Genomic DNA, 26,100 nt, shown 5'->3' with positions numbered 1-26,100 from the left:
CCGCCCAGGTCGCATTCAGGCGATTCTCACGAATCAGGAGCACGGTGGTCCCATGACTACGACTGAAGACCAGGATTTCGAGGCCCGACTGCTCGTCGTGGACGACGAGCCCAACATCCGCGACCTCCTCGCGACGTCCCTGCGTTTCGCCGGCTTCGAGGTGTTCACCGCCTCCACCGGCAACGAGGCGATCCGCGAGGCCACCGAGAATCAGCCCGATCTCGTCGTCCTCGACGTGATGCTGCCGGACATGGACGGCTTCACCGTCACCCGGCGTCTGCGCGACCGCGGCGAGCAGTACCCCATCCTGTTCCTGACGGCGAAGGACGAGACCCAGGACAAGGTGGCGGGGCTCACCGTCGGCGGGGACGACTACGTCACCAAGCCGTTCAGCCTGGAAGAGGTCGTCGCCCGCATCCGGGCGGTGCTGCGCCGCACCCACGGCGGTCACGACGCGACCATCGACAGCTCCCTGGTGGTCGGGGACCTGCGGCTGGACGAGGACTCCCACGAGGTCTACCGGGCCGACGTCACCATCGAGCTGTCCCCCACCGAGTTCAAGCTCCTGCGCTACCTCATGCTCAACGCGGGCCGCGTCGTGTCCAAGACGCAGATCCTCGACCACGTGTGGGACTACGACTGGTCCGGCGAGGTCGGCATCGTCGAGTCCTACATCTCCTACCTGCGCCGCAAGGTCGACGTCATCGGCGACCCGATGATCCACACCAAGCGCGGCATCGGCTACGTGCTGCGCGCCGCCGACGCCTCCTGACCGACGCCTGCTGAGACGTGACCCTGCCGACGCTGCGCACCGAGCGGCCCGTGTCCCTGTGGACGCGGATCGTCGCTCTGATCTCCCTGCTGCTGGTCATCGGCGTCGTCATCACCGGGAGCCTGTCGCTGTTCCTGCTGAACCGGACCCTGATCCAGTCGGTGGACAACAATCTCCACTCGGGCATGGGCGAGATGCTCTCCCTCGCCCAGCAGGAGCTCGCCGGGGACGAGGACGACGACGTCCGCAGCAGCGTCTACACCCCGGTGGAGTACGCCGTGGAGATCCGCGACGAGCAGGGCGTCGCGATCGAGCAGGTCGTCGTCCACTACGGCGACGGCGACGTGTCGATCCCCTTCCCGGACCTCTCCGACGAGGAGATCCTCCAGCGCGGCGGCCGACCGTTCACCGTCCTGGACTCCTCGGAGAACCGCTGGCGCGTGGTCGCCATGCTCAACGCCGGGGACGACAAGGGCAGCGTGTACGTGGCCCTGCCGCTGACCAGCGTGGACCGCACGATGCACGAGATGGCTCTGATCATCGTGCTGGTCGGCACGCTCGTGGTGCTGGTCGGGATGGGGCTGGGCGGCTTCATGACCCACCGCGCCCTCGAGCCGCTGCAGGACGTCGAGGCCACGGCCTCCCAGATCGCCGGCGGTGACCTCTCCCGCCGCGTCCCGGTCACCGAGACCAGTCTCGAGGTCAACGCGCTCGCCCGGTCGCTGAACGAGATGCTGGTGCGGATCGAGCAGTCCTTCGCCGCGCAGTCCGCCTCCGAGGAGCACGCCACCCGCTCCGAGGCGCGGATGCGCCGCTTCGTGGGTGATGCCTCCCACGAGCTGCGCACCCCGCTGGCCGCGATCCGCGGCTTCGGCGAGCTGTACCGGATGGGCGCGCTGGGCTCCGACGAGGACGTCGCCTCGGCGATGCGCCGGATCGAGGACGAGGCCCGACGCATGGGCTCGCTGGTGGAGAACCTCCTGCGCCTGGCACGCCTGGACGAGAACCCGGACCTGGCCCTGGAGCCGATCGACCTCACCGACGCCCTCTTCGACGCCGCCCAGGACCTGCGGGCGCTGGACCCGGACCGCCAGGTCATGGTGGTCTCGCTGTCGGGGACCCCGGTGTCCGTCCAGCCCCACCTGCCGATCGGGGTGCTCGGCGACGAGGCGTCCCTGCGCCAGGTGATCCTCAATCTGGTGGGCAACGCGAACCGGCACACCCCCAAGGGGTCGCCGGTGGAGATCTCCGTCGGGTACACCGAGGAGGGCACCGTGCGCCTCGAGATCCGCGACCACGGCGAGGGCATCGACGACGACCAGCGCGAGAAGGTGTTCGAGCGCTTCTACCGCACGGACTCCTCGCGGGTGCGCTCGGCCACCCAGGGCGGCGGCGCGGGCCTGGGGCTGTCCATCGCGGCCACCATCGTCCACCAGCATCGCGGCACGATCGGGGTCACCGAGACACCCGGTGGCGGATCCACGTTCTGGATCGAGCTGCCCGGCAGCGATGTCGCGGCGGAGCATCGCTCCCAGCCCGATCAGGTCCAGTCGCTGACGACGCCCCAGTCCCCCGCCGGGACGGCGAGCCCGCAGTCCCCTCCGGGCCCCGCGAGCCCCCGCTCCCCCGGCGGCCCGACGAGCCCCCATTCCCCCGGCGGCCCGACGAGCCCCTATTCCCCCGGCAGCCCGACGAGCCCCCATTCCCCCGGCGGCCCGACGAGCCCCTATTCCCCCGGCAGCCCGACGAGCCCCCATTCCCCCGGCAGCCCGACGAGCCCCCATTCCCCCGGCAGCCCGACGAGCCCCCATTCCCCCGGCGGTCCGGCGAACCCCGCGTCCGGCTCCTGAAGCACCCCGCGCCGGCCGTGCGCAGCGTCGAAACCGACGTTCGGACCACCTTCGCCACGGAAGCTGTTCCGAACGTCATTCTCGATGGGTCGATGCGAGGTCTCGCCGACGCGGTGGGGCGTTCTCGGCGAGCTCGGCGACGCGGTGTCGAGTTCTGGCCGATGTCTCAGCCTCGGTCGACGAGCACCTGTCCGGTGAAGGCCCGCCCGCTCGCACGCCGGGAGAGCTCGTCCAGCTCCTCGAGCAGGGTGGCGGCGGCCCGGTGCCCGGATGCATCGTGGGCCTCCACGCGGGGCGGGACCGACGGATCGTCCCGGGTCATCCGGAACGCGCCGGGCGCTGCCTGGGAAGGCAGCGGGAGCGGGTCGACGTGGCCGATCGTTCCCCAGATCAGATCGCGCGGGACGGTGACCAGGCCCAGCTGCGCCGCGTGCTCGTCGGAGCGGCGGGCGCGAGCGGCCGGGCGATCGCGCAGGCGGATCCTCAGCCCGGAGCGGAGCAGGATCCGGGTGAGCTCCCCGGCATCGACGACGCGGACGCCGACGGCCTCGAGATCCGCGCGTGCCGGCTCGGGCCAGTCGTAGTGGTCGAGGTCGAAGGAGCGCGGCGGCAGGCCAGCCCGGGCCGCGGTCTCGTGCAGCTCGGCCAGCGAGGCATCGGAGATCAGGTGCCCCCAGACCATGCCGTGACGAGGCCAGCGCGGGATGTCGGCGAAGACGGTCACGAACGACCTCCGGGGCGTCGAGCGGGTGAGGGCGCGGCGGAGCTCGCAGGCGCCGGGCCGGTCTCACGGGGCATGCTCGAGCCTGCCAGAGACCGCAGCACCACCTCGAGCGGTCCGCGATGTTCGCCGCGCCGCAGGGCGACCGCCGGCCCGATCATCGCCAGGTAGGTCACCACGACGATCACGGCTGCGCCCGCCGTGCCCAGTCGAGTCCCGAGGTCCAGGGTGTACGGCGGGAACAGGGCGGCGAAGACCAGGGACTGGCCCACATAGGCGCTCAGCGAGACCGCCCCCAGTGCTTCGATGCCGCGCACGACTCCGCCCAGCAGCCGGACCTGCCCGGTGGCGGCACCTCCAGCCGGGGTCTGCCCGGTGGCGGCACCTCCAGCCGGGGCCTGCCCGGTGGCGGCACCTCCGGCCCGGACCTGCCCGGTGGCGGCACTCTCGGCCAGAATCTGACCGGTGGCGGCACGCCGTGCACGGACGTGCTCGGCGAGAAGAGCGGCGGCCGCGGCGAGACCGAGCGCGCCGAGCAGCCCGCTGTACTGGTGGATCAGGCCGAGGATGCCGAGCGCGGTCTCGGAATCGAGCAACTGATGGCCGGGATCCAGGACGAGGACCGCAGTCAGCGGCACGGCCCCCGCCAGGCCGATCCCGATCCCCCACCGGGCGAGCGGCGCGAGCACGTCGCGGTTGGCCTCGACCTCCTCGAACAGACGCACCCGCGCCGCGATCACCCCGATCGCCATCGGGGCCAGCAGCCCGATCTCGCTCACCAGAGCGGTGGCCACCTCGGAGCCGGCCAGCTCGGCGCGCAGGATCAGACCGGTGAGGTAGTCGGGGGCGGCGGCCGAGGCGTAGCCGTCCCCGTCCGACAGGCCGATGATTCCGTCGACCCAGCCCCATACCCCCAGCGCCGGCAGGGCGATGATGCCCGCCAGCGGCAGCACCACGCGGCGGCGGGTCATCAGCAGCGCGCAGAGCATCCCGATCAGGGCGTAGGCGACGAGGATGTCTCCCTGGAACAGCAGGATCGCATGGGCCAGGCCGATCGCCAGCAGCGCCACGTGACGCCGCAGCATCCGCAGCAGGAAGTGGCCGGTGCGCTCTCCGCGCTCCTGGGAGCGGCGGTGCAGGATCCCGATCCCGTATCCGAAGAGCATCGCGAACAGGGGGAAGCCGCGGTTGTCGACCGTCAGCGCGATCAGCACGTCGGCCGCCCGGTCCCAGGCCGTGGCGTCCTGCTGCTTCAGCAGCACGGTCCATGTCGATCCGTGCAGCCAGCCGACGGTGTTGGCCAGGGCGATGCCGAGCAGCGCCAGGCCCCGCGCGAGGTCCGGTCCTCCCGCGCGGCGGCTCAGCGGGACCGAGCCCGCGCCCCCGGCCGGTGCCATCAGCGTCCGCTGGTCGCGGTGCCCTGGTGGTGACGCAGGAGCCAGCGTCCCTTCACGCGGACCCACAGGGAGCTGCGGGCGGCGGAGCCGTCGGGCCCGCTGGTGGTGTACTGCAGCAGCACCACGCCGGGGGCCACCTCGTCGGCGACGAACTCCTCGGCCCGGAGCCCGGGCACCGGCGCGAGGTGGGCGAGGATCGCGTCGCGGTCATAGGTGCGTCCGCCGGCGCCGATCTCCGTGAAGGAGGGGTGCAGCAGTTCGGCGGCGCTGGGGGCGTCGGCGCGCAGAGCATCCGAGAGCAGTGCCTGCTCGCGGGCGGTGACCTGCTCGAAGTCGGTCGCGCCGGGGGCGTCGGCGGTCAGCACGGTCTCCTCCGAGGCGGTGCTGCACGACTCCGCCGTCGGGGCGGGCTCATCGAAGAGGCTGAAGAGGTCGTCGGCGGGGGTGTCGGTGGAGGACGGGGAGGACGGGGCCGACGGGATCTCGCCGTCGGCCGGTCCGGTGCGAGCAGTCGGATCGACGGCGGGGGCCGACGAGGTGCGGGCAGCATCGTCGGCGACGCTGTACCCCGGGCCGACCTGCGGGTCCTGCTTCTTCGAGAAGGCGGTCGCGGCGGCGTTGGCGCGCTGATCAGCGGCCTCGTTCATGGCATGCCCGGAGTGGCCCTTGACCCATTCGAACTCGACGCTGCGCCCGGCGAGCGCCCGGTCGATGTCCTTCAGCAGCTCGACGTTCAGCACCGGCTTGCCGTCCTTCTTGCGCCAGCCCTTGCGCTTCCAGCCCGGCATCCACTTGGTGACCGAGTTGATGACGTACTGGCTGTCGCACAGGACCAGCAGGTGCTGATCGGCGTCGACGGCGGTGGCCTCGAGCAGGTCGAGCACGGCCTTGAGCTCACCCATGTTGTTGGTGCCGTGGGGCCAGCCGCCGGCGCGCCAGGTGTTCTCGTCGATGTACCAGGCCCAACCGGCCGGGCCGGGATTGCCCAGGGCGGAGCCGTCGGCAGCTGCAGTGAGGGTCATGGCCCAATCGTTCCACAGCGAGGAGACATGATCGGGCGACGGGCCGCCCCGGGCGGGGAGATGCGGGGTTCGTCTCGCACCCGCCCCCGACGCTCCCGATATGCGATGCCCGCGGCGGCGCGCTCCTCGCGGCGGCACAGGTCCGGCGGCCTCCTGCGCGCGGTGGCGCGGTGCGCCGGATCAGCGCAGGCGGGCGACGGTCATCCCGGCGGTCGTCGGCGGGTGGTCCATGGCGAGCATCGCCGCGGGCAGCTCCTCCAGGGTGAGCAGGCGGCCGACGGTGCGCCCCAGGTCGAGGCGGCCGTTCGCGATGTCGGCGAGCAGGTCGCGGTACTCGGCCACCGCCAGCCCGTGGCTGCCGCGGATCGTCAGCTCCTGCCCGATGACCCGGCCCATCGGCAGGGCGGGGTCTGCGTCCTCGCCCAGCAGCAGCCCCACCTGGACGTGGCGACCGCGGGGCCGCAGCGACCCGATCGCGGAGCGGGCGGTGGCTGCGGAGCCCAGGGCGTCGAGGGTGACGTGCGCGCCGCCGCCGGTCGCCTCGCGCACCCGGTGGACGACGCCGGAGTCGGAGCGGATCGGGGTCGCCCCCAGCTCGGCAGCGGCCGCGAGGGCATGCTCGGAGACGTCGATGGCGGCGACGTCGGCGCCGGCGGCCAGCGCGACCATCACGCAGGCCAGTCCCAGTCCGCCGCAGCCGAACACGGCGACCTGCTCCCCCGGGGCGACAGCCGCCTGCACCCGCACGGCGTGGTAGGCGGTGCCGACGCGGCAGCCGAGCCCGGCCGCCCGGGTCATGTCGATCGCGTCCGGCAGGGCCACGAGGTTGTGGTCCGCCTCGATCACCACCACCTTCTCGGCCCAGGAGCCGGGCAGATCGAAGCCGGGCTGATGCTGGTCGAGGCACACCTGGGGCGCGCCCGCGCGGCACTGCGCGCAGCGGCCGCAGGCCAGGATGAACGGGGCGGTGACCCGCTCGCCCGGGGCGAAGCGCATGACCTCCTCCCCCAACTGCTCGACGACGCCCGCGAACTCGTGGCCGGGGATGTGGGGCGGGTGGACGGAGTCGTCGTGGCCCTGCCAGGCGTGCCAGTCGCTGCGGCACACCCCGGTGGCATGGACCGAGACCACGGCGCCGCGGGGCGGGCACGTGGGGTCGGGGACCTCGACCAGGGCGGGCCGCTCGCGGAAGGCGTCGAAGCGCACTGCTCTCATGGCGCCATCCTCGCGCAGATCCGTCCCGTCACGACGCCGAGATCAGTCGAGCGGTTTCTCGAAGGTCGCGTAGACGTGCTCGCGGGTGAAGCCGAGGGCGTCGTAGAGCCGGGTGGCGCCGGTGAGGGATTCCGCGTCGACCTCGAGCTCGGCGGACGCGTATCCGGCCCGCGCACCGGCGGCGAGCGTGCGGGCGATGACCGCGCGAGCGAGACCGCGACCGCGCGCCTCGGGACGCGTGCCGACCAGCGCGAGGTGCAGCACGCCGGGCCTGTCCTCCATCGCGATCGCGTAGGCGAGGACGGTGCCCTCACCGCCGACGGCGATCGTCGACAGCTCGCGGCGGGCGGTGTGCGAGGACCACAGCACGGTCCAGCGCTCCTCGCCGATCGGGGCCGAGCCCCAGTGGTCGGCGAAGGCGGCGAGATGGGCGAGGCGGGTGGCCTCGCGCTCGGTGTCGGCCGGGGCGCTGACCCGAGCCCCGTCGGGGTCGACGGCGGGCAGGTCGGCGCCGGGCAGCTCGCGCGTCATGGCGAGCCAGCTGCGCGCGCGGCGGTACCCGCGGCGCTCCAGGAGCGGGCGCACATCGGCACCGCCGGTGAGCGGCCCCTCCGCCGGCGCACTCGCCTCCGGATCGCGTCCGCCGGAGGCGCGGAAGACGGCCGCCGTCCCGGGGTGCCGTTCGGACGCGAGCTCGGCGGCGCGGCGCTCGCCGTGCTCGAACAGAGCGGTGCCGAGGCCGCGACGGCGGTGCACGGGGTCGACGGCTCCGAGCAGCTGGCAGCGCGCGCGGCCGTCGCGGTCGAGGGCGATGTGGACGTCGACCAGGGAGACGGCCACCAGCTCCTCTCCCTGCCGCACGGCGAGGGAGTCCAGCGCCAGGTCGCGCCCGGGCATGGTGAGCCATTCCCGGGTGCCGGCCTCCTCGGCGGGCTCGCCGAGGTCGTCGGCCTGATCGACGCGGTTGAGCAGCGCGGTCAGCGCCGGGACGTCCTCGAGGGTGAGCGGCGTCCAGGTGAGGGAGTCTGCGGTGGTGTCGGCGGAAGTCACCGGTCAAGTGTAGAGAGCCGGAAGACGCTGACATGGCTGCGGGACGCGGCGGTGAACTCCGAGCGGTCCCAGTCGGCCCACCGGGACTCGAGGGTGAAGCCGGCCAGCTGGGCCATCAGGTCGAGCTCGGCGGGCCAGATGTAGCGCTGCGGGGTGCGGCCGATGCCCGCCTCGCGCGAGCCGTCCACCGGGGGGTCGAAATGCACGTGGTGGGAGATGAGGATCTGGGCGAGGGTGTCGTAGGTGTCCACCAGCAGGTATCCGGGCTCGGAGTGCTCGAGGGTGCCGCCGGTGCCCGGGGTGAGCGAGCGCAGGTCCGGCACGCCCAGCTCGATCACGAAGCAGCCGCCCGGGGCGAGGTGGCGGGCGGCGTTGCGGAAGCACTCGACCTGCTGCTCCTGGGTCAGGACGTTCCCGATCGTGTTGAACACGAGGTAGACGAGCGAGTACCCCTCGCCCGCGCTCGCCGTGGTCATGTCGCCGCGGACGACGGGGATCTCGGAGGCGTCGACCTTCTCGCGCAGCCGCGCGATCATCGCCTCCGACAGCTCGATCCCGGTGACGTCGATGCCTACCTCTCGCAAGCCGATCGCGACGCGGCCGGTGCCGATCGCGAGCTCGAGGGCGTGGCCGCCGGCGGCGAGCTCTGTCAGGCGCTCGACCGTCGGACCCAGCACGTCCGGAGCGAACATCCCCTCACCCGGGGTGTCGTACTCGGCGGCGGTGCGGGCGTCCCACAGGTGTGCTTGATCGACCATGTGCCCATCGTGGAACAGCTCGCCCGGAGCGTCACGGGAATATCCGTGGCGCTCCGGGGCGATCGCCGTGTCAGCCGACGTGAGCGGGCGACCCGTGGGATCCGCGAGCCGCTGCGTTCAGCCCTGCCGTGAGATCACGTGTCCTGCTCGTACGCCGCGGCCTTCTCCTGCACCGCCCGCAGCCGGGCGAGGTCCAGCTTCCGGCCGCGCTCGAAGTCGACGATGCCGTTCTTCTCCTGGAACACGTCGGTCATCTGCGTGTAGCAGTAGGCGAACATCCCCGGGTCCTCGAGCAGCACCCGGGTCAGTCCCTCGAAGCGCTCGTAGAGCTCCTCCTCGCGGCGGATCCGCTGGCCGTAGCCCCAGGACACGGCGGCATTGTTGCCGGCGCGCTCGGCCTCCTCGGCCTCGCGGGCCTCCTGCTCGTTCCACCAGATCCCGCCGTACTCGGAGACGAAGTAGGGCTGGCCGGCATAGGGCAGGGAGAAGGAGCCATCGGCGAAGGGCATCTCATCCGGTCCCAGGTCGCGACGGTTCGCGAAGGGCTCCCCCGCGGCCAGACCCGACTGCTCGGCGCGGAAGCGGTCCGGGTCCTGCTCGTAGGAGTGGGAGTCGTAGACGTCGGCCCCGCGCACGCGGTGGGAGTAGCCGGAGGCGTCCAGGACGGGGCGGGTGGGGTCGGCGAGCTTGGTGGCGTCGTACATCGCCTGGGTGACGACGTCGAGCTGCGTGACCTGGTCGTGGAGGACCTGGTGGGTCTCGTTCAGCGGGCACCAGCCGATGATCGAGGGGTGGCTGAGGTCGCGCTGGACGGCCTCGACCCACTGGCCGATGAAGGACGCGGTGGGCTGCTGGTTGTCCCCCATCGGGCCGTAGCCCTCGACGCCCCAGTCGCCGAACTCGCCCCAGATGAGGTAGCCGTGCAGGTCGGACCAGAACAGCATCCGCTGCTCGAAGACCTTCTGGTGCAGCCGGGCACCGTTGAACCCGGCCTCCAGGGCGAGACGGATGTCGGTGGTCATCGCCCCGTCGGTCGGGGAGGTCATGAACGAGTCCTCCCAGTAGCCCTGGTCGAGCACGAGGCGCTGGAAGACCTTCTCGCCGTTGATCCGGAACTCGTGATCGCGCAGAGAGGTCGAGCGCAGCCCCGCATAGGATCGGACCTCGTCGAGGACCTCGCCGTGGGCACCCCGCAGGCGCGCCGTGAGGGCGTACAGCTCCGGTGCACCGGGGCCCCAGACCCGCAGCGCATCCTCGGGGATCGCCAGCTCCAGGTGCGGGGCGAGATCGAGGTCGGCGCGGACCTCGGCGCGGGCGACCTCCTCGCCGCCCGGCACGGAGGCGGTGATCTCGATCCGGGTGCCGGCCGTGCTGCGCGACAGCGGCACGTCGATCGCGAAGGAGCGCCCGGCCAGCGATGGCAGTACGCGCAGGGAGCGGATCTCGTCGAGGGGGACGCCCTCCAGCCACACGCTCTGCCAGATGCCGGTGGTGCGGTGGTAGTTGGCGTGGGTGGGGCGGAACCGGCTGGACTGCTTGCCGCGGGCCTGCGGCACGTCGTGGGGGTCGCGGGCGCGCACCACGATCTCGACGTCCGCGCCGGGGCCGACGCCCGGAACGGTCGAGAGGTCCGCGGCGAAAGGGGTGAAGCCGCCGCGGTGGCGGGCGACCTCGACGCCGTTCGCCCACACGGTGGCGTCGTGGTCGACGGCCTCGAAGCGCAGGATCGGGCGCAGGTGCCCCCAGTCGGCGGGGATGGTGACGGTGCGGCGGTACCAGACCGCCTCGTGGAAGTCGCGGTCACCGATCCCGGAGGCTGCGGTCTCCGGGGCGAAGGGCACCGTGATCTCGCCGGCGAGCTCCCGCTCGAGCAGCCCGCGGTCGCGGCCGGAGTCGCCCTGGTCGGTCTCGAACTGCCAGATGCCGTTCAGCGTCAGCCAGGTCCGGCGGTGCAGCTGCGGGCGAGGATGCTCCGGACGGGGCACGTCGGTGATCGCCGACAGCGGGGCATCCAGGTGCGCGGCGAGCTCGTCGGCCCGGGCGAACAGGGAGCTGAGGTGCTGCGGCAGGGCGGAGGACTGGGCGTTCACGAACGGCTCCTGGGATCGATGATGCTCGGCGCCGAGACACCGACGCTGAGCACGTCGGCACGGATCGGTCAGGGATCAGTCAACCGCACCCGGCCCACATTTTCAACGTGGGAAATACGAATCGTCAGGATGCCTCATCGACGGGTCGCACGCTCGAGAGGACCGCCGGCAGGGCGGGGACAGCTCAGGCCGACGGGACCGCCCGGGTGGACTCGCGCTCGACCAATCGGTGCGCGATCACTGCTTCGGCGATGCGCCCCGTGGCCCCCGCGCTGCTCCGGGCGCCGGCGGGCTCCGCGCTGGACTGCTCCGCGCTGGACTGCTCCGTGCCGTTCTGCTCCGCACCGGCGATCGCCGCGTCCAGGGCGGCGGCGATGAGGGCGTCGAGGTCCGGAGCGATCGAGGTCAGCGCGGGGCGGGTCCACGCCACCTCGACGGTGTCGTCCCATCCCACCACGGCGACGTCCCCGGGCACATCCAGGCCCCGGGCGTGCAGGGCGGCCAGCGCTCCGACGGCGAGCAGGTCGTTGCCGGCGACCACCGCGTCGAACTCCGCCCCGTCCTCCAGGGCGCCCAGCACGGCGTCGCGGCCGGCCTCGCGCGTCCAATCCCCCACCCCGCGCACGAGGGTCGGATCCTGCGGGAGCTCGGCGAAGCAGGTCGCGGCGCGGAATCCTGCCAGACGATCCGTCCCCGTCGAGCGCACCGCGTCCTCGGCGCCCAGGAAGAGCAGGCGGCGATGACCGCCCGCGACCAGGTGGCGCACCACATCGGCTGCGGAGGCGACGTTGTCGATGGCGACGTGGACCACGCCGGCCGCCCCCGGCAGCGTCTCCCCCAGCAGCACGACCGGCGGCCCGGAGGCCCGGTCCAGCAGGTCCGCAGGATCGAGGGCGGACGGGGAGATCACCACCGCGTCGACGGGACGTGCGGTGCGGCCGCGCACGTGAGCGCGCTCGGTCTCGGCGCTGTGCAGCGAGACCTCGACGCTGACCGTGTAGCCGCGCTCCCGGGCGGCGGCCTGCATCCGCTCGGCCAACCGTGCGAAATAGGGATTCTGCAGCTCCGGGACCACCAGGGCGATCGTCCGGGTGGGTCCGCCGCGCAGCTCCCGGCCGACATGGTTGGGCACGTAGCCGAGCTCCTCGATGGCGGCGAGCACCGTGGCGCGGGTGCCGGGTCGCACCACCGGGCGCTCGTTGACCACGTTCGAGACCGTCTTCCAGGACACCCCGGCCCGCTGCGCGACGTCCTTGATGCTCACCCTGCGCGCCATCACCGACTCCTTCTCGCCGCTCGCCCCGACCGTTCCCGTCCCGGTCCCCCTCGGAACTGTATCGGGCACCCGGACCCGCCCCCGGGGCAGGGGTATCTCACATCTGAGGTGCCGATCATTCCCCCTGGACAGAGGCGGGTCTACCGTGGAGTCAGCGTGCCGTCGTCCCGCCGCGGCACAGGTCCCACCCCACGGTGGTGACAGCGAGGACCCGCAGCGAACGCCCCGGCTGCGCTCGGGGACCCCACGCATCGGGCGGGATCTGCATCTTCAGAACGGATCTCCGTGACCTCCCCCGATTTCGCACGCCTCGGCGTGCCCTCCGTCCTCACGAGCGCCCTCGCGCCGCAGGGCATCACCCAGCCCACCCCCATCCAGGCCGCGACGCTGCCGGACTCCCTGTCCGGGCGCGACGTCCTGGGCCGCGGCCGCACCGGCTCGGGCAAGACCTACGCCTTCCTGCTGCCGCTGGTGGCCCGTCTGCTCGAGACGCCGCGCAAGCGCGCGGCCCGTCGGCCCCGCTCGCTGATCCTGGCCCCGACCCGCGAGCTGGCCTCGCAGCTGGCCGAGTCGCTGAAGCCGCTCGCGGCCGCGACCGGTCTGCACAGCGCCGTCGTCTTCGGCGGCGTCGGCCAGAAGCCCCAGGTCAGCGCCCTCGCCGGCGGCATCGACGTGCTCATCGCCTGCCCCGGCCGCCTGCTGGACCTCATGGGCCAGGGCCACGCGGACCTCAGCGCCATCGAGATCACCGTGATCGATGAGGCCGACCACATGGCCGACATGGGCTTCCTGCCCATGGTGCGCAAGATCCTGGAGAAGACCCCGCCGAAGGGGCAGCGGATGCTGTTCTCGGCGACCCTCGACTCCGGCGTCAACAAGCTGGTCAAGCAGTTCCTGCACGAGCCGGTCACCCACTCGGCGGATCCGGCCTCCAGCCCCGTCGGGACCATGGAGCACCACGTGCTGGAAGTGGACACCGGTACTCGATTCGATGTGCTGCGCGATCTCGCCGCCGCCCCCGGCCGCACCATCATGTTCACGCGCACCAAGTACGGCGCGAAGAATCTCGCCCGCAAGCTGAGCGCCCGCGGCGTGGACGCCGTGGACCTGCACGGCAACCTCTCGCAGAATGCCCGCACCCGGAACCTCGAGGCCTTCGGCTCGGGGACGGCCACCACGATGGTCTGCACCGACATCGCCGCCCGCGGCATCCACGTCGACGACGTGGCCCTGGTGGTCCACGCGGACCCGCCCGTCGAGCACAAGGCGTACCTGCACCGCTCCGGTCGCACCGCCCGCGCCGGCGAGTCCGGGACCGTGATCACCGTGCAGACCCCGGAGCAGAAGCGCGACGTCAGCGATCTGATGCGCAAGGCGGGCATCAAGCCCACCGTCCACCAGTCCGTGGTCCCCACCTCTGCCGTGCTCTCGCAGCTCGCCCCCGGTGAGCGCGTCGAGATGCACGAACCGCGCGAGCCCGCACCGGCCGAGCGTCCGCAGCGCTCCGGCGGTCAGGGCGGCCGTGGTGGCCAGGGCGGCGGCCGAGGTGGCCAGGGCGGCGGGCGCGGTCGCTCCGGCGGCCAGGGTCGTGGGCCCGGCGAGGGCGGCGGCCGACGAGGCGGCCAGGGCGGTGACGGCCGTTCCGGCGGCTCGCGTCGTTCCGGCGGTCGCGGCGGTCAGGGCGGCGAGGGTCGTCCCGCCCGCAGCGGCGGCGGACGACGCGACGGCGCTCCCGCGCGTTACTCCACCAGCTCCGAGGGGTCCCGCGGCGGAAGCTCGGGCGGCGGTCTCGCTTCCTTCTCCTCGGGCCGCAACCGCTGATCAGATGCACAGGGCGGCGGCGCGGGGTCGATGCCCCGCGCCGCGCCTCCTGGCATCGCCTGCGCTGAGGGCCCGCCTCGGGGCGAGCTGTCCGCGCAGCTCGCGCCGGCGGAACGTGCCGGTCAGCGCAGCTCGCGCTTGAGGATCTTGCCCGTCGAGGTCATGGGCAGCTCCTCGACGAGCACCACCTCGCGCGGGTACTTGTAGGACGCCATCTGCTCCGCGCCCCAGGCGCGCAGCTCCTCGGCGGTCACGCTCGCGCCGTCCTCCAGGATCACGTAGGCAGTGACCTCCTCACCGACGCGCTCGTCGGGGACGCCGACGACGGCGGCGAGCGAGACCTTCGGGTGGGAGATGAGCACGTCCTCGACCTCCCGGGGGTACACGTTGTAGCCCCCGCGCACGATCATGTCCTTCGAGCGGTCGACGATGTAGTAGAAGCCCTCCTCGTCCTTCCGCGCCAGGTCTCCGGTGCGGAACCATCCCTCGCGAATCGCCGCCGCCGTGTCCTCGGGCCGGCCCAGATACCCGCTCATCACGTTGTGGCCACGGATGGCCAGCTCCCCCACCGCGCCGATCTCGGTGACCTCCGCCCAATCCGGGGAGGCAGGGTCGATCAACCGCATCTCGACACCCCAGACCGGCAGGCCGATGGATCCGGGCCGCGGCCGCTCCGCCAGGGAGAAGCTGGCCACGGGCGAGGTCTCGGAGAGCCCGTAGCCCTCCATGATCGAGATCCCGAGCCGTTCGCGGACGGCCTCGAGGATCTCGACCGGCAGCGGGGCACCGCCGGAGACGCCCAGTCGCAGGGTCTCGGAGATCGTGGCGACGTCCGGCCCGTCGGCCCCGGCCCCGTCGGACCCTCCCGGCGCCCCGTCGAGCACGTGCAGCAGACCCCACCACATGGTGGGGACGCCCGCGAAGCGGGTCACCCGGTGGCGGACCAGCAGCTGGAGCGCCTGCTGGGCGTCGAAGCGGGGCAGCAGCACCAGGGTCGCCCCCATCGAGAACCCGGACGTCATGTCCACCGTCGCGCCGAAGGTGTGGAACAGGGGCAGGGCCACCAGATGCGTGTCCGCGCCCGGCTCGGATCCGAACAGCCTGTTGCAGGTCACGGCGTTCATCAGCTGGTTGGAATGGCTCAGCTCGGCGCCCTTCGGCCTCCCGGTGGTGCCCGAGGTGTAGAGGACCACGGCGGTGTCGGTCTCGCGCGCCTGGAGGGTCTCGAAGGTGGTGGGCATCTCCGCGAGGGATTCGGCGAGGGTGGGCACTCCCTCGAAGGGGCTGGCGGCCGACGGATCCGCCGTGATCAGGACCAGGTGCGGCGGCGCGACCGCCGCCGCGGCCCCGTCGTGCCCGTACCGACCGATCGGCAGGTCCTCGCTGCCTTCGAAGCAGAAGTAGGCCGTCGCCTCGGCATCGTCGAGGAAGTAGGTGACCTCGCGGGCCTTGTTCAGGACGTTCATCGGCACCACCACGGCGCCGGCCTTGAGGATCCCGAAATAGACGATCGGGAACTGCGGCAGGTTCGGGCAGCTCAGCGCCACCCGGTCCCCGGGGGACACATCGAGGGAGACCAGCAGGTTCGCGACCTGATTGGCCATCGCATCGACCTGGGCGTAGCTGAGGCTCAGCTCGCCCAGGACGAGCGCCGGACGATCCGGGACGGTGCGGGCACTGTCCTCGAGAACGAGGGAGAGGTTGTACATGGCGAGCTCCTTCATCGGACGACGGTGTCACGCTGCCTGCTCACGATACGAGCAGCGATCGGACGGCACGGTGATTTCCGGGATCCGCGCCGCGGATGGTCGGGGATCCTCGCACGCCACGTCCATGTCACATCCACATTTCGTATCTTGCGCAACAGTGAACATTGGGCAAGAATCGAGGACGTGAACGACGAGCAGACCTCTGACGGCTGGGTCGGGCCCGCCGGCAGCCCGATCCAGACGTCCGACGCCCCGGCCGAGGGCCCCGTCGGCCCGGTCGAGGAACCGACGGAGCTGCAGCTCGCCGCGGCGGCCGACACCTTCGCCATGCTGGCCAGTCCCGCTCGGCTGCACCTGATGTGGCGCATGAGCGCGGGCCGCTACGACGTCGGCCAGCTCGCCGCGCACGTCGGCCTCAGCCTGCCCACCACCAGCCAGCACCTGTCCAAGCTGCGTCTGGCCGGGGTGGTCTCCGCCCGTCGGGAGGGTCGACACAGCTACTACACGGTCGACGACCCGCACGTGCTTTCCCTGGTCGAGCAGATCTTCGAGCACATCGCCCCCGACGGCACCCTCGCCCCCGATCCCCCCGCGAAGGACCACCGCGCATGACCGCCGCGCCCACCGATCCCCCCGCCGCTCGAACGTCGACGGTCGACCTGCGCAAGTACGCCTGGTTGTCGATCGTCACCGCGATCGCCACGATCGTGCTGAAGACCGGGGCCTGGGCGATGACGGACTCGGTCGGCCTGCTCTCCGACGCGGCCGAGTCGACGGTGAACCTGGTGGCCGCCGTCGTCGCCCTGATCGCCCTGACCGTCGCCGCCCGGCCTGCCACCGAACGCTTCCTCTACGGCCGGGCGAAGGCCGAGTACTTCTCGGCCGCCGTCGAGGGCCTGATGATCTTCGTGGCCGCCGCGGTCATCCTGGTCACCGCCGTGGAGCGCTTCGTGAATCCGCGGCCGCTGGAGAACCTCGGAATCGGCCTGCTCATCGTGGTGATCGCCTCGGTGCTCAACGGGGTCGTCTCCCTGGTGCTGATGCGCGCGGGGAAGACGCACAACTCGATCACCCTGCGAGCCGACGGCAAGCACCTGATGACCGACGTGGTCACCAGCGCCGGCGTGCTGATCGGCGTGGGGCTGGTGGCGCTGACGGGCTGGGAGCGGCTCGATGCGCTGGTCGCCTTCGCGGTCGGGGTGAACATCATCGTCACCGGCATCTCCCTGCTGACGGAGTCGGTCTCCGGCCTGCTGGACAAGGCGCTGCCGGACGAGGACCACGAGATCATCACCGAGATCCTGCGTCGCCGCACGGACGAGACCGTCACCTTCCACGGCCTGCAGACCCGCGAGGCCGGCCAGGAGCGCTTCCTGAGCGTGCACGTGCTGGTGCCCGACGAGTGGACCGTCAAGCACGGCCACGACTACATCGAGGGCCTCGAGCACGAGCTGCGGGGGGCGCTGCCCTCGCTCCGGGTGCTCACCCACCTGGAACCGATCTCCGATCCTGCCAGCTACGACGACATCCCCGAGGCGCACGTGCCGATCCACGGGGACGACCACGACCCGACCCGACCGCCCGGGGGCTGAGCACGCCGGGACGTGCGGGTCCTGGGGCTTACGATGAGGGCCAACCACGGCCGACCAGGGGGAGCCATGCAGCAGATGCCGCAGGACGCACACGACCGGGCGCGCGGGGCCGTGATCCCCGGGGAGCTGGTCCCCACCGGGGAGGTCGACCCCGGCGCGCGCAGCTACGATCCGCTGGCCGGGGCCGCCGGGGCGCAGCAGCCCCCGTACGCTCCCCTGCAGCCCTACGTCGCACCATCGGGCCCACCGCGCTACAGCGGTCCGATGCCGGTGCCCCCGCTGCCCGAGAAGAGCGTCGGCGTGGCCTTCGTGCTCACCTTCTTCTTCGGCCCGTTCGGGATGTTCTACTCGACCGTCGCCGGGGCCCTGATCCTGCTGGGGATCACGCTCGTGATCTCACTGCTGGCCGGGGTGGTGGTCGGGCTGATCACGCTCGTGACCTTCGGGTTCGGAGCGTTCTTGGTGATCCTGGCTCCCCTGGTGGGAATCCCGATCTGGATCACGAGCATGATCTGGGGCTGTGTGGCCGCATCACACCACAACGACCGCGTGCGCGCGGACTATGCACAGCACGGGGCCGCGCACGCGCAGTACGGTGCCCAGCAATCGGCCGCCGGCGGGTACGGATCCACCGGCTGCTGACCTCTGCCGGCCGGCCGTGAGCCGCACTCGCCGGGAGGTTCCGTGCACCGCACCGTCCCGTCCGACGACGCGCTCCGGGATCGCGCGCCGAAGTCCCGCCTGGCCGAGCTGCTGACCGAGCTGGAGTCGATCGGCCGACGCCACGGCGTGCGCACCTCCGCCGTCGCCCATGCGGGGGACGGCAACCTCCACCCTTCCTTCTCGCTGCCCGGCGTCCCGGAAGACCCTTCCGGACAGCTGCCCCCTGCGATCCTCGCCGCGGCCGACGATCTGGTCCGCACGGCGCTGGACCTCGGCGGCACGATCAGCGGCGAGCTCCGCCTTGCCCAGAGCATCCTCCCAGGTCGCCGGGCCGGCGGCCGGCTGCGTCCGCACCCCGGCTCCGCCGCCGCCCGGTTCCCGTCGCACGGGCCGGCCACTCCCTCGTCGGCTCCCCGGCCACCCCTCCTCGGCAAACCAGGCATACCGCCCCGAGAGACGTCGATCGGTGGCACGATCAGGACATGGCGAACCAGGACACCGCCGTCCCCACGGCCCTGCCTTCCTCCCGCACCCTTCTCCTCCACAGCCTCGTCGCCGCGCTGATCGCGAGCGCGCTGATGATCGTCGTGCACGAGCTGGCGCACCTGGTGACCGGCCTGGCACTGGGCCATCCCGGGACGCTGTACTCCTTCGGCGTCACCCACCACGGGGATCCCTCGGCCCCGGACCAGGTGGTGATGCTGCTGGCGGGGCCGGTCTTCAGCCTGGTCACCGGCGTGCTGCTGCAGATCTGGACCCCCTTGCGGCACCGCGGCGGCTTCGCGCACCTGGTGTGGCTGTGGTTCGCCTTCACCTCGGTCCAGGAGGCCGTGACCTACTTGTGCCTGACCCCCTTCGGGGCCGGGGACACCGGGGTCGCGGCGCGACTGCTGGGCCTTCCCGTGCTCGTCCAGTTCGTGGTGCTCCTGCTGGGGGTGGCCGGGATGTTCGCCAATGCGCGGGCGTTCGCACCGCACATGGCCCGCCATGCCGGGACCGATCCGCACCGGCGCAACGCCATGACGCTCTTCCCCTGGCTGTACGGGATGATCGCCGCGGTGCTGCTGAGCCTGCTGTACGTCACGATCAGCCCGGCGGACATGCCCGCCGGTGCTCGGATCGCGGTGCTCGCCGCGGGGACGGGAACCTTCGTCTTCGCCCCGATGGCGCACATCTTCGCCCGACGGGTGCAAGATGTGCCCGTCGAGCCGCTGCACCTGCGCAGCGTGCCGGTGGTCGGCCTGGTGCTGCTCGCACTGCTGGTCGCCGGGAATATCCTGCTGAGCTTCGGGGTCGATATCGGCTGAGGCTCAGCGCAGCAGCGCCGCCAGAGCGGCGTCGGAATCCGCCAGCGCCGCCCGGTCGTAGGTCGAGCCGGTCGAGAGGATCTCCTCGGCGCCGGTGCGTTCGGCGATCTGCTCGAGGCGGCGCCGCACGGCGTCCGCGGTGCCGGCGACGGTGGTCGCCAGTCCCTTCTCGACGCGGCGGCGCTCCGAGGTCTCCCACCTCGCCGCGCGGATCTCGGCGGGCGGCTCGAGCACGCCGAACACCCCGGTGCTGCGGGAGCGGGCCATCGCCCAGATCTCCGGCAGCGCGAGCTCCCGCGCCTCGGCGTCGGTGTCCGCGATCAGCGCCTCCACGGACGCGATCACGGTCGGGGCGCTGCCGAGGTGGGGACGGAAGCTGCTCCGGTACTGCGCCAGTCGGTCGGGCAGCCCATCGGCGTCGAGGATCGGCCCGCCGATCACGACCGGCAGCCCCCGTGCCGCGGCGGTGTCCAGCCCGCTGCCGGTGGCGAGCACGAACAGCGGCACCCGGCCCGCGTCCCCGGGACGCGCGGTGATCTCCGCCGTGTTCTCCAGATGCGCCCGCAACGTCTCGATCTCTGCGGCGAAGGAGGCCGGATCCGCCTCGCGTCTCCCGAGGGCCTCCCGCACGGGGGCGGTGAAGCCCAGCGAGCGGCCCAGGCCCAGGTCGATGCGCCCGGGATACAGCGCCTCGAGCATCCGGAACTGCTCGGCGACCACGAGCGGTCGGTGGTTCGGCAGCATCACCCCGCCCGAGCCCAGTCGGATCCGTGCCGTGCGGGCGCCGACGGCCGCCAGCAGCACCGCCGGGGAGCCGCTGGCGATGCCCGGCACCGCGTGGTGCTCGGCCACCCAGAACCGCTCATAACCCTGCTGCTCGACGGCGATCGCTCGCTCGAGCGAATGCGTCAGCGCTGCGGCCTCGGGGTGTCCCCGGCGCGTGCGGGAGCGGTCGAGCAGGGAGAGCCTCATGCCGTGATCAACGCGAGGGCCCCGCGGAATCTTCCCTGCTGAGAGGTCGAGAACCTCTCATCGCCGCCCGGCCCCGGACGGGCCGCGCACCGATAGCCTGACGAGCATGAGCGCACCGCATGTCCCCCTGTCGATCCTCGATCTCGTCTCGATCTCCGAAGGGATGAGCACCCGGGAGGCCATCACCGCCTCCATGGACGGCGCGCAGGCCGCCGACCGTCTCGGCTACGAGCGCTACTGGTTCGCCGAGCACCACAACACCAACTCGCTCGCCTCCAGCGCCACCTCGCTGCTGATCGACCGCGCGGCGTCGATGACCGAGCGGATCCGCGTCGGCTCCGGCGGCATCATGCTGCCGAACCACTCCCCGCTGACCGTGATCGAGCAGTTCGGCACGCTGGTGCAGTTCCACGGGGACCGCATCGATCTGGGCCTGGGCCGGGCGCCGGGCACCGACCAGCTGACCGCGCAGCTGCTGGCCCGCACCTCCGCGGATCCGCAGGCCTTCGTCGCGGCGGTCGAGCAGATGCGGGACTGGTCGCGCGAGGAGTCCACCGGCAGCCTGCCGATCTCCGCCGACGTCGCCCGCGGCACCGAGGTGCCGATGTGGATCCTGGGTTCGACGGCCAACGGCGCCCGCCTGGCCGCGCAGCTGGGAATGCCCTTCTCCGTCGCCTCGCACTTCGCCCCGTTCCAGTACCTGCACGCCCTGCAGGCCTATCGCGAACATTTCGACGCCGGAGCGTCCACGGCCCAGATCGACCGACCCCGCACCATGGTCGGGGTGAATCTCGTGGTCGCCGAGACGGACGAGGAGGCCCAGCACCACTTCTCCACGCTCCAGCAGATGTTCCTGGGCGTGGTCACCGGCCAGCGCCAGAAGATCCAGCCGCCAAGACCGATCGAGGACGTCGCCCCCGATCACCTGCTCCAGCAGGTCGATCAGACCCTGTCGATCAAGGCGGTCGGCTCCCCCACCACCGTGGTGCGCCAGCTCGAGGAGATCGTCGCGGCCACCGACGCCGACGAGCTGATCCTGACGGCCTACTACTACGACCCCGCCGACCGGCTGAAGGGGATGGAGCTGCTGGCCGAGGCCTGGGGCCTGGGCGGCTGACGGGTCCCTGCGCCGCCGCTGATCATCGCCGCCCGCGACCTGTGAGGCCGCTCAGCGCGCCGTGTCAGCGCGCCGTGACCGTCGCGGTGAGGGTCGCGTGGTCGCTGGCGACCCTGCCGTCCAGCTCCGGGACCGTGGCGGCGTAGGAGTCCACGGCCAGATCCCGGGTGAGGATCCAGTCGATCCGCTCCTCGCCCGCCGTCGGCGGCCCGTAGTCCGGGAAGGTGCCGATGTCCTCGCCCTCATGGACGGCGGCGACCTCGTGCGCGTCCTCGAATCCGGCATCCCGCAGCGCGCGCCACGGCGTGCTCTCCCCGCCGGCGGCGTTGAAATCGCCCATCAGCACCGCGGGTGCGCCGTCGGCGGCCTCCTTCACCCGCTGGGCGATGACCCCCGCGCCCTTCTCCCGCGCCAGGTGCCCGGCGTGATCGAGGTGGGTGACGGCCAGGACCAGCTCCCCACCGGCCAGGCGGTCCCGCACCCGGGCCCACACCGCGATGCGGGGGCAGTGCGCGTCCCAGCCCATCGAGCCCATCAGCGCGGGCTGCTCGGAGAGCCAGAACTGGTCCCAGTCCAGCACCTCGAAGCGCTCCCGGCGCAGCAGCAGCAGATTGTGCTCTCCGCGCCCTCCGCCGTCCCGTCCGAAGCCGAGCCGCAGATGGCTCGCCCCGAGGGCCTCGTCGAGCGTCGCGATCTGGGAGGGCAGCACCTCCTGGGTGCCGACCACGTCCGCGTCGGCCGCGCGCAGCAGGTCCACCAGGACCGGGGCCCGCTCTCCCCAGTGGTCGCTCTGGCCGGGCCGGGTCTCCGCCCGGTGCTGACGGATGTTCTGGGTGAGCAGTCGCAGAGGGGCAGGCGGGCGGTCCTCGATGGGGGTCATGCCCCCATCCTGTCGCACGACCGGTCCTGCCGCACGGTCATCCTGGTCGTGCGGTCATCCCGGCCGCACGGTCATCCCGGTCGTGCGTCATCCCGGGCGCACGGCCATCCCGGTCGTGCGTCATCCCGGGCGCACGGCCATCCCGGTCGCACGGCCAAGGCCGGCGATCCCCGTGCTGCAAACTTTCGGCCCTGGTCGTGACCTCAACGTCGTAAAGGCGTTGAGGTCACGCCGGGGAGCGAAAGTTCGCAGAGCTGTCGCACCACGCCCTTTGCACACGGCCCGCCCGCCGACGCACGAGCCCCGCAGTGACGCGGCCCCGGACCCGACCGCTGAGGTCGAGGTCCGGGGCCGCATCCCGCACGAATCTGCTCCGGGTCAGGGAGCTTCGGTCACCATCCCCAGCGCATCGGGCAGGAACATCGTGATCTGCGGGATGAACACCACCAGGAGCAGACCGACGACGAGGGCGAGGAAGAACGGGATCATCGCCTTGATGACCGGTTCGACCCTGACATCGCCCACCTTCGCAGCGACGAAGAGGATGTTGCCCACCGGCGGGGTGATCGTCCCCAGCGACAGGTTGAAGGTGATCATCAGCCCGAAGTGGATCGGATCCACCCCGAGCTCCAGCGCGATCGGGAGGAAGATCGGCGTGAAGATCAGGATCGCCGGGGTCGGGTCCATGAACGCGCCGACGATCAGCAGGATCACCATCATCAGCAGCAGGATGACCGTCTTGGAGTCCGCCAAGCCCAGCAGGGCGTCCGCGATCGTCTGCGGGATGGTGGCGTAGCTGAGCACCCAGCTGAGCGCCGAGGACACGGCGACCAGAAGCATCACCACGGCGGTGGTGCGAGCGGCCCCGGCGACCACGTCCGGCAGGTTCTTGAGCGTCAGCTGCCGATAGATCAGCCCCAGCACCAGGGAGTACACCACGGCGATCACCGCGGACTCGGTGGCGGTGAAGAAGCCGGCCAGCAGCCCGCCGATGACGATGACGATCATGAAGATCGACGGGACCGCCTTCGCCAGCGTCTTCAGCGCCAGGCCCAGCGGCACCCGCTCGCCGCGCGCACGCATCTCGGGCCGACGGCGGCTGATCAGGGCGACCACAGCGATACAGGCCAGCATCCACACCAGGCCGGGGCCGTACCCGGCGACGAACAGCGTGGCCACGGAGGTGGAGGAGACCAGGGAGTAGACGATCAGCGTGTTCGACGGCGGGATCATCATGCCCGAGGGCGCCGAGGCGGCATTCACGGCCGCGGAGACGGACGGGTCGTAGCCCTCCTTGCGCTCACGCGGTCCGAGCGTGGAGCCCATGGCCGCGGCCGACGCGACAGCCGCACCGGAGACCGAGCCGAACAGGGCGTTGGCGACCACGTTGGTCTGGGCGAGCGAGCCGGGCATGCGGCCGACGAGCACCTTGGCGGCGTCGATCAGCTTCCCGGCGATGCCTCCGGTGTTCATCAACGACCCGGCGAGCACGAAGAAGGGGATCGCGAGCAGGGTGAAGGAGCTCGCGCCCGTGAACATGCGCTGCGAGGCGACGAACACGGCCTGGTCGGGGCTGATCACGGCGACCAGCGCGAGGATGGACGGCAGGCCGATGGCGATGCCGATGGGGGCGCCGATGCCGATGAGCACGACGACTCCGGCGATCAGGATGACGCCGGCGATCATAGCGGGATCCATGGGTCAGGCCCCCTTTCCGTCGGTCGAGGAGTCGTCGGTGGAGGAGTCGTCGGTGGAGGCGTTGTCGCTCCGGGGCTCGTCGGGCGAGGGGTCGTCGGCCGACGTGCCACCGGCGGTGGATCCGCCGGTCGCCGTGCCGTCGGCCTCCCCGGTCCCGGCCGCAGAGATCGTGGCGGCCTGCTGCGCGTCGTCGCCGGCGAGCATGTCCTCGCCGCGCGCCGCGCGCACCAGATCATCGAGGGCGAAGACGGCGATGATGACCCCGGCGATCGGCAGGGCAAGGTACATCTGCCCGACGGTCACCGGCAGGCCGGGGATGGTCTGGTGCCAGGAGATGGACATGCCGCGCAGCCCACCCCACACGAGGCCGAGCGCGGAGAAGGCGAGGATGGACAGCGCGACGAGCACGTTGGTGATGCGCTGGCCGGCGCGAGGAAGCATCCGGGCGAAGAAGTCGACGGCGACGTGGCCGCGCTCCCCGAACACCATCGCGACGGAGAACAGCACCAGCCAGATCAGCAGGTACTGGGAGACGGTGGTGGACCAGGCGCTCGGCGCGGACAGCACCTGGCGGGCGAACACCTGCCAGACGACCACGCACACCAGCACCACGAACAGTCCGATGCTGAACCACTTCAGCACCTCGACGCTGCGCGATCGCAGGGCGCTCATGCGTTCTCCTCCCCCATGCTCTCGGCGACGGCCTGGACCGCCCGGTACATCCCCTCGTCCTCGGCGGACTCCAGGAACGTGCGGCCGACCTCCTCGATCGCCGGTCCGAAGGCCTCCGGATCCGGCTCGTTGATCTCGACCCCGGCGTCCAGCATCTGCTGGGTGCTGGCGTCGGTCTCCGCGATCCAGAGCCGCACGAACTCCTCCTGGGCGGCGGCGAAGGTGTCGGCGTAGGCCTGCTGATCGGCCTCGTCCATCTCTTCGATGCGGTCGACGTTGGCCATCACGTAGTCGAGCCCCACCAGGTGGTTGGTGAGGGTGAAGTACGGGGCGATCTCGTAGTGGCGCTGGGTCACGTAGCTGACCTCGTTGTTCTCGGCGCCGTTGAGCACGCCCGCCTGCAGCGCGGTGTAGACCTCGCCGTAGGCCATCGGCGTGGGCGAGCCGCCCAGCGCACGCATGAGCGCCATGAACACGTCCGACTCCTGGACCCGGATCTTCAGCCCTGCGAGATCCTCCGGACCCTCGATCGGGCCGCGGTCGGTGTAGACGTGCCGCGAGCCCTGGGTGAATCCGCCCAGGACCCGCAGGCGATGGGTCGGTTCGAGGGAGGCGAACAGCTCGCCGACGATCGACTCATCGCTCAGCACGGCCAGCTGGTGGTCGATGCTCTCGAAGGCACCGGGCAGGTTCAGCGGGCGGAAGTCCATCGAGAGGTTCTCGACCTGGGTGCTGGAGATGACGGCCATGTCCACGGCGCCGTCCGAGACCAGCTGGACGACCTCCTGCTGGGCGCCGAGGGATTCGTTGGCGTACACGCGGGCACCCCACCGCCCCTCGGTCGCCTCGGCCAGCTGCTCCCCGAAGAAGGACAGCGCCGAGAAGCTGGGATGGGACTCGGTCTGGTTCAGCGAGATCGACAGGACGTTCTCCACGTCCGTCGTCGCCCCGGCCTGCGCGCAGCCGCCCAGCGCGAAGGCGCCGAGCCCCAGGGCCGGCAGGCCGAGCAGCAGATCACGGCGACTCGCTCGGTGCCCGCCGGGTGAGCGGCGAGATGGGCGTGTACCCACGGGTTACCTCCTCGTAACACAGAACGGCCGACCGCAGTCTGCGGTCGGCATATTCTCAAAGTTTAAAGGAACAGTGTGATGCGGCTCGGCCCTCGACGCGTCCTCTTGCCGAGTGTTGCCCGTGACCCGCCGCACCGGACGAGGTGACCCGGTCGCCGACGGCGCCTTCCGCAGCCTCCTCGATGCGATCAGCCCAGATCGCCCGAAATCCCCGTGACCTCCGGCTACTGATTCTCCGAGTACAGATCGGGACGCCGGTCGTGCCAGACGTGCGCCATCGCGGTGAGGGACTTTCTTCGACCTTCGAGGAGATCGACGTCGGCGACGAGAGTCGTCGGTCGAGCCGTGCCTGACGGAGTTGCCGGTCCGCTGAGAAGGTACCCCTCGGCGTCGGCGACAAGGCTGCCCCCGACCCAGTCGACCCCGCGCTCCGGGCCGCAGCGATCGG

The 26,100-nt window shown here is 71.8% G+C and carries 23 protein-coding genes; 9 read left to right on the top strand and 14 right to left on the bottom strand.

Annotated elements, in window-relative coordinates:
• The first annotated feature begins 52 nt into the window (after positions 1 to 52).
• Together JOF44_RS17330 and JOF44_RS17325 are read left to right on the top strand one after the other, a co-directional pair.
• Positions 53 to 772: a response regulator transcription factor gene (locus JOF44_RS17330; protein WP_209894422.1), complete on the top strand. Its 720-nt coding sequence runs from the start codon at positions 53 to 55 to the stop codon at positions 770 to 772.
• Between the two features lie 17 nt (positions 773 to 789).
• Positions 790 to 2,622 carry a sensor histidine kinase gene (locus tag JOF44_RS17325; RefSeq protein WP_342591823.1) on the top strand — a complete coding sequence of 611 codons (1,833 nt, stop codon included), beginning with the start codon at positions 790 to 792 and terminating at the stop codon, positions 2,620 to 2,622.
• Between the two features lie 166 nt (positions 2,623 to 2,788).
• Here JOF44_RS17325 and JOF44_RS17320 read toward each other — a convergent pair whose 3' ends face one another.
• The 8 genes from JOF44_RS17320 to JOF44_RS17285 form a co-directional block, all read right to left on the bottom strand.
• Complete coding sequence (locus JOF44_RS17320; protein ID WP_209894420.1) at positions 2,789 to 3,346, bottom strand: DUF4031 domain-containing protein; 558 nt, start codon at positions 3,344 to 3,346, stop codon at positions 2,789 to 2,791.
• Positions 3,343 to 4,740: a DUF418 domain-containing protein gene (locus JOF44_RS17315; protein WP_209894417.1), complete on the bottom strand. Its 1,398-nt coding sequence runs from the start codon at positions 4,738 to 4,740 to the stop codon at positions 3,343 to 3,345. The genes JOF44_RS17320 and JOF44_RS17315 overlap by 4 nt, the downstream gene beginning before the upstream one ends.
• Positions 4,740 to 5,762: a ribonuclease HI family protein gene (locus JOF44_RS17310; protein WP_209894414.1), complete on the bottom strand. Its 1,023-nt coding sequence runs from the start codon at positions 5,760 to 5,762 to the stop codon at positions 4,740 to 4,742. The genes JOF44_RS17315 and JOF44_RS17310 overlap by 1 nt, the downstream gene beginning before the upstream one ends.
• A gap of 180 nt (positions 5,763 to 5,942) precedes the next feature.
• Positions 5,943 to 6,977, bottom strand: a complete 1,035-nt coding sequence (locus JOF44_RS17305) for an alcohol dehydrogenase catalytic domain-containing protein (RefSeq protein WP_209894411.1) — start codon at positions 6,975 to 6,977, stop codon at positions 5,943 to 5,945.
• A 42-nt stretch (positions 6,978 to 7,019) separates the two neighbouring features.
• The gene (locus tag JOF44_RS17300) at positions 7,020 to 8,027 is read right to left on the bottom strand and encodes a GNAT family N-acetyltransferase (protein ID WP_209894408.1); all 1,008 of its coding nucleotides are present in this window, start codon (positions 8,025 to 8,027) and stop codon (positions 7,020 to 7,022) included.
• The gene (locus JOF44_RS17295; RefSeq protein WP_209894405.1) at positions 8,024 to 8,785 is read right to left on the bottom strand and encodes a class I SAM-dependent DNA methyltransferase; all 762 of its coding nucleotides are present in this window, start codon (positions 8,783 to 8,785) and stop codon (positions 8,024 to 8,026) included. The genes JOF44_RS17300 and JOF44_RS17295 overlap by 4 nt, the downstream gene beginning before the upstream one ends.
• A 134-nt stretch (positions 8,786 to 8,919) precedes the next feature.
• Complete coding sequence (locus JOF44_RS17290) at positions 8,920 to 10,875, bottom strand: glycoside hydrolase family 2 protein (protein WP_209894402.1); 1,956 nt, start codon at positions 10,873 to 10,875, stop codon at positions 8,920 to 8,922.
• A gap of 184 nt (positions 10,876 to 11,059) precedes the next feature.
• Positions 11,060 to 12,151: a LacI family DNA-binding transcriptional regulator gene (locus tag JOF44_RS17285; RefSeq protein WP_209894399.1), complete on the bottom strand. Its 1,092-nt coding sequence runs from the start codon at positions 12,149 to 12,151 to the stop codon at positions 11,060 to 11,062.
• Positions 12,152 to 12,436: 285 nt separating this feature from the next.
• On the opposite strand from JOF44_RS17285, the gene JOF44_RS17280 reads away from it, so the two are divergent.
• On the top strand, positions 12,437 to 13,972 hold the full coding sequence (locus tag JOF44_RS17280; RefSeq protein ID WP_209894395.1) for a DEAD/DEAH box helicase: 1,536 nt from the start codon (positions 12,437 to 12,439) through the stop codon (positions 13,970 to 13,972).
• Between the two features lie 122 nt (positions 13,973 to 14,094).
• On the opposite strand, the gene JOF44_RS17275 is transcribed toward JOF44_RS17280, so the two are convergent.
• Positions 14,095 to 15,696 carry a long-chain-fatty-acid--CoA ligase gene (locus JOF44_RS17275; protein ID WP_245348995.1) on the bottom strand — a complete coding sequence of 534 codons (1,602 nt, stop codon included), beginning with the start codon at positions 15,694 to 15,696 and terminating at the stop codon, positions 14,095 to 14,097.
• A gap of 219 nt (positions 15,697 to 15,915) precedes the next feature.
• On the opposite strand from JOF44_RS17275, the gene JOF44_RS17270 reads away from it, so the two are divergent.
• From JOF44_RS17270 to JOF44_RS17250, 5 genes are all read left to right on the top strand, one after another.
• Positions 15,916 to 16,293, top strand: coding sequence for an ArsR/SmtB family transcription factor (locus JOF44_RS17270; protein ID WP_342591891.1), 378 nt, complete (start codon positions 15,916 to 15,918; stop codon positions 16,291 to 16,293).
• Positions 16,290 to 17,273, top strand: a complete 984-nt coding sequence (locus tag JOF44_RS17265; RefSeq protein WP_209894391.1) for a cation diffusion facilitator family transporter — start codon at positions 16,290 to 16,292, stop codon at positions 17,271 to 17,273. Before JOF44_RS17270 ends, JOF44_RS17265 begins: the two co-directional genes overlap by 4 nt.
• A gap of 75 nt (positions 17,274 to 17,348) precedes the next feature.
• On the top strand, positions 17,349 to 17,915 hold the full coding sequence (locus JOF44_RS17260; RefSeq protein WP_209894388.1) for a hypothetical protein: 567 nt from the start codon (positions 17,349 to 17,351) through the stop codon (positions 17,913 to 17,915).
• Between the two features lie 42 nt (positions 17,916 to 17,957).
• Positions 17,958 to 18,500 carry an FAD-binding oxidoreductase gene (locus tag JOF44_RS17255; RefSeq protein WP_342591822.1) on the top strand — a complete coding sequence of 181 codons (543 nt, stop codon included), beginning with the start codon at positions 17,958 to 17,960 and terminating at the stop codon, positions 18,498 to 18,500.
• Positions 18,419 to 19,243 carry a zinc metalloprotease gene (locus tag JOF44_RS17250; RefSeq protein ID WP_209894386.1) on the top strand — a complete coding sequence of 275 codons (825 nt, stop codon included), beginning with the start codon at positions 18,419 to 18,421 and terminating at the stop codon, positions 19,241 to 19,243. Before JOF44_RS17255 ends, JOF44_RS17250 begins: the two co-directional genes overlap by 82 nt.
• A gap of 3 nt (positions 19,244 to 19,246) precedes the next feature.
• On the opposite strand, the gene JOF44_RS17245 is transcribed toward JOF44_RS17250, so the two are convergent.
• Positions 19,247 to 20,215: an MsnO8 family LLM class oxidoreductase gene (locus JOF44_RS17245; protein WP_209894383.1), complete on the bottom strand. Its 969-nt coding sequence runs from the start codon at positions 20,213 to 20,215 to the stop codon at positions 19,247 to 19,249.
• A 106-nt stretch (positions 20,216 to 20,321) separates the two neighbouring features.
• Between JOF44_RS17245 and JOF44_RS17240 the strand changes: the two genes are divergently transcribed.
• Positions 20,322 to 21,332 (top strand): LLM class flavin-dependent oxidoreductase, encoded by a 1,011-nt coding sequence (locus JOF44_RS17240; RefSeq protein ID WP_209894379.1) that lies wholly within the window; start codon positions 20,322 to 20,324, stop codon positions 21,330 to 21,332.
• Positions 21,333 to 21,396: 64 nt separating this feature from the next.
• Here the strand turns inward: JOF44_RS17240 and JOF44_RS17235 are convergent, their stop codons facing one another.
• From JOF44_RS17235 to JOF44_RS17220, 4 genes are all read right to left on the bottom strand, one after another.
• Complete coding sequence (locus JOF44_RS17235; protein ID WP_209894376.1) at positions 21,397 to 22,212, bottom strand: endonuclease/exonuclease/phosphatase family protein; 816 nt, start codon at positions 22,210 to 22,212, stop codon at positions 21,397 to 21,399.
• Between the two features lie 378 nt (positions 22,213 to 22,590).
• On the bottom strand, positions 22,591 to 23,910 hold the full coding sequence (locus tag JOF44_RS17230; RefSeq protein ID WP_209894373.1) for a TRAP transporter large permease: 1,320 nt from the start codon (positions 23,908 to 23,910) through the stop codon (positions 22,591 to 22,593).
• A gap of 3 nt (positions 23,911 to 23,913) precedes the next feature.
• Entirely contained in the window at positions 23,914 to 24,582 is a 669-nt protein-coding gene (locus tag JOF44_RS17225) for a TRAP transporter small permease (RefSeq protein WP_209894370.1), read from the bottom strand.
• Positions 24,579 to 25,652, bottom strand: coding sequence for a TRAP transporter substrate-binding protein (locus tag JOF44_RS17220; protein ID WP_209894367.1), 1,074 nt, complete (start codon positions 25,650 to 25,652; stop codon positions 24,579 to 24,581). Before JOF44_RS17220 ends, JOF44_RS17225 begins: the two co-directional genes overlap by 4 nt.
• Between the last annotated feature and the right edge of the window lie 448 nt (positions 25,653 to 26,100).

The sequence above is a fragment of the Brachybacterium fresconis genome (genome assembly GCF_017876515.1).
Taxonomy (GTDB): domain Bacteria; phylum Actinomycetota; class Actinomycetes; order Actinomycetales; family Dermabacteraceae; genus Brachybacterium; species Brachybacterium fresconis.
Note: the sequence above shows the minus strand (reverse complement) of the source record. Positions and strands in the feature narration are given on the sequence as shown.